Annotated in this window: 2 protein-coding genes; both read right to left on the bottom strand. The window is 65.5% G+C overall.

All coding sequences use genetic code 11. From position 1 onward, the window contains the following. The coding region (locus ABI213_RS00395; protein WP_348025650.1) for an SDR family oxidoreductase at nt 1-743 on the bottom strand (743 nt) is incomplete at its 3' end. Nucleotides 744-753: 10 nt separating this feature from the next. Continuing rightward, the coding region (locus tag ABI213_RS00390; RefSeq protein ID WP_348025648.1) for a dihydroxy-acid dehydratase at nt 754-1,569 on the bottom strand (816 nt) is incomplete at its 5' end.

Raw genomic sequence — 1,569 nt, 5'->3', positions numbered from 1 at the left:
ACCACAAAGTCTTGGGCGGTCACCATGCTGCTGTCGTCTGCTGCCAAAAATAGCGCCATAATGGCCACGTCCGCACCTTTGACACGGCCCGGCAGGCTCTGGTTGTCGTCCATGGCGCGCTCGCCCTCGGCATCGACCCACTGGGTGAGCTGCTTCTCGGTCATGATCCAGCCGGGGGTCAGGGTGTTGACGCGGATGTTGTCCGGGCCCAGGTCGCGCGCCAGGCTGCGGGTCAGGCCCACGGTGGCGGACTTGCAGGTGCCGTACACCGGGTAGCCCTTGCCCTTGATCATCCAGCTGATGGAGCCCAGGTTGACGATGGTGCCACCGCCCCGGCGGCGCATGCCGGGCACCACGGCCTGGGCGGCAAAAAAGGCGGGCCGCAGGTTGATGGAGACGCGCCAGTCAAAGTCTTCCGGCGTCACATCCATGATGTCGTGGCGTTGGTCGTTGGCCACGTTGTTGACCAGCACACTGATGTCACCGTGCGCGGCGGCGGCCTGGGCGATGGCGGCTTGCAATGCGGCCACGTCGCTGGCTTCGCTTTGCAAAAACAGCGGTGCGGGGCCTACTGCGCTGGCATCGGCCAACACCTTGGCGGCCGATGCGGCGTTGCGGCCGGTGAAGGCCACCTTGGCACCCTGGCGGGCAAAGCCGACCACGATGTCGGCACCGATGCCCGAGCTGCCGCCGGTGACGAACACGCTGCGGCCCTCCAGGCTGGGGTAGTTTGCGGTTTTCATAAGCGTCCTATCAATGAGAGTCGCGTGGCACGGCATCGCCACGGCAGCCGACGAGGAAGTCCATGTCGGCTCCCTGGTCTGCTTGTAAAACATGGCGGTGGTACAGGCGCACGTAGCCCGATGCGGGCTCGGGCGGGGCCACCCAGGCCAGGCGGCGGCGGGCCAGTTCTTCGTCGCTCACGTGCAGGTGCAGGCCACGGCCCGCCACGTCCAGTTCGATCTCGTCGCCATCCTGCACCAGGGCCAGCGGGCCACCGGCGGCGGCCTCGGGTGCCACGTGCAGCACCACGGTGCCAAAGGCGGTGCCGCTCATGCGCGCGTCGGAGATGCGCACCATGTCGGTAATGCCCTTTTGCAACAGCTTGGGCGGCAGGCCCATATTGCCCACCTCGGCCATGCCGGGGTAGCCCTTGGGACCGCAGTTTTTGAGCACCATGACGCAGTTCTCGTCGATGTCCAGGTCCGGCTCCATGATGCGTTCTTTGTAGTGTTCGATGTTCTCGAACACCACGGCACGGCCCCGGTGCTGCAGCAGCTTGGCGGTAGCGGCCGACGGCTTGATCACCGCGCCCTGCGGGGCCAGATTGCCGCGCAGAATCGCCAGGCCGCCCTGCTCTACCAAAGGCTGGCTCAACGGGCGGATCACCTTGTCGTTGAAGCAGTCGGCGTGTTCGACGTTTTGCGCCTGAGTGCGGTTGTTGACGGTGATGGCATCGCCGTGCAGCAGACCCGCTTCCAGCAGGCGTTTCATCACCACCGGCAGGCCACCGGCGTAGTAGAAATCTTCCATCAGGTATTCGCCCGACGGCATCAGGTTGACGATGGT

This window comes from Rhodoferax sp., assembly GCF_039922535.1.
Lineage (GTDB): Bacteria > Pseudomonadota > Gammaproteobacteria > Burkholderiales > Burkholderiaceae_C > Rhodoferax_B.
Note: the sequence above shows the minus strand (reverse complement) of the source record. Positions and strands in the feature narration are given on the sequence as shown.